Below are 1,783 nucleotides of genomic sequence, written 5' to 3' on the forward strand. Positions count from 1 at the left end.
AACTCAGACTTTTGATCGATACATCTGTGTGGCTGGATCTCACGAAGGATCCACGCCATATGCCTTTGCTCGACGCTCTTTCCGCGATGATAGAGGCCGGTGAAGTTGAATTGATCCTGCCGCAGATCATCCCAGAGGAATTTGCCCGAAACCGCGACCGGCGCGGTTTCATCGGGATGTGATCGGCTGGAATGGAGCTCACCGAGATGCCTACGCGGCAACGGGATGTGCTCCCGCCCACCTTTCGGCGGGCGGGAGCCTGTATGCCCTGAGGATGCCGTGGCACGCCGAGGGGCCTGCGGCTGTCAGTTGCCCAGATCGAGCACCATGCGGCCTTCGATCTGGCCTTTGCGCATGCGGTCGAAGACGGTGTTGATATCTTCAAGCGGGGCTTTGGTGATGGTGGCCTTGACCTTGCCTGCGGCGGCGAAGTCGAGCGATTCCTGCAAATCGAGCCGGCTGCCGACGATAGAGCCACGCACGGTGACACCATTGAGCACCATGCCGAAGATATTGAGCGGGAAGTCCCCCGGAGGAAGGCCGTTGAGGGACACCGTGCCGCCACGCCCGACCATGCCGACCGCCTGCTCGAAAGCCTTTTCGCTTACGGCCGTGACCAGAACGCCATTGACGCCACCGTCGGTTTCTTTGCGGACAAAGGCTGCGGGATCGGCAATCTCGCGCGCATTGACGGTCAGTTTGGCACCCAACCGGCGTGCGAGATCAAGTTTGGCCTCATCGATATCTACGGCCACGACGTTGAGCCCCATCGCCACCGCATATTGCACGGCCATATGGCCCAAGCCACCGATGCCGGAAATGGCAACGGTGTCGCCGGGTTTGGTGTCGGTCATTTTCAGGCCTTTGTAGACCGTAACACCCGCGCAAAGGATGGGCGCGATCTCGGCAAAATCGCTGCCTGCGGGCAGGTGGCCCACATAATTGGGGTCTGCGACAACGTAATCGGCAAAGCCGCCATTGACCGAGTAGCCGGTGTTCTGCTGGCTTTCGCACAGCGTTTCCCATCCGCCCAAGCAATGCCTGCAGCACCCACAGGCGGTGTAAAGCCATGGCACACCGACGCGGTCACCTTCTTTGACGTTCTTCACGCCTTTGCCGACTGCCGAGACATAGCCTACACCCTCGTGGCCGGGGATGAAGGGCGGTTCGGGTTTGACGGGCCAGTCGCCTTCGGCCGCGTGCAAATCCGTGTGGCAGACGCCAGAGGCGCGGATCGCGACTTGGATCATTCCGTCAGAGACCTGCGGAATTGGGACTTCATCAATGCTCAGGGGTGCACCGAATTTACGAACGACAGCGGCTTTCATAGTCTTCGACAAAATAGTTCCTCCTCTATGCCCAGTTCCTCGACCCGACGGAAGAAGGATTGCCAAGGCTTGCGCTCCTGTCATCCCTGCCATGTGTTATTGTGCTGGCCTACTGTTCCGAATGTGAGACATTCTTCGCTACTTTCAATGACCTCACGGGCGCGTGATCGATTGCCATTGCGCCTAGACGGATGCGACGCAGCGCGCAACCAGAAGGCTCATATACGCAAAGCGCAACGCAGCGCACGTTCGGGCTACTGCGTCTTAATCCGTCCTTTTCAATACTCCTCGCTACGAAATGCCTCCTATGTGTCTTGCGCCGCCGGTTAGGGTCAGGCGAAAAGGGCTCTTCGCGTCGATGCTGCGCCGACTGCTGACCGTCCGCTTTCGTCAATCTAGCAAACCCGAGAGGCAGACTGCCTGATAGAAAAGGCAGAACTATGTGCCACAGAACA

General features: G+C 58.9%; 2 protein-coding genes. One reads left to right on the top strand and one right to left on the bottom strand.

Going from position 1 to position 1,783, the window contains the following annotated elements; translation table 11 throughout:
• A partial coding sequence (locus TW83_RS21515; RefSeq protein WP_045984199.1) for a PIN domain-containing protein occupies positions 1–182 on the top strand: 182 nt, incomplete at its 5' end.
• A gap of 123 nt (positions 183–305) precedes the next feature.
• Here TW83_RS21515 and adhP read toward each other — a convergent pair.
• On the bottom strand, positions 306–1,328 hold the full coding sequence (gene adhP, locus TW83_RS18215; protein WP_239441424.1) for an alcohol dehydrogenase AdhP: 1,023 nt from the start codon (positions 1,326–1,328) through the stop codon (positions 306–308).
• Positions 1,329–1,783 lie beyond the last annotated feature (455 nt).

It is taken from the genome of Paracoccus sp. S4493, from assembly GCF_000967735.1.
Taxonomy (GTDB): domain Bacteria; phylum Pseudomonadota; class Alphaproteobacteria; order Rhodobacterales; family Rhodobacteraceae; genus Paracoccus; species Paracoccus marcusii.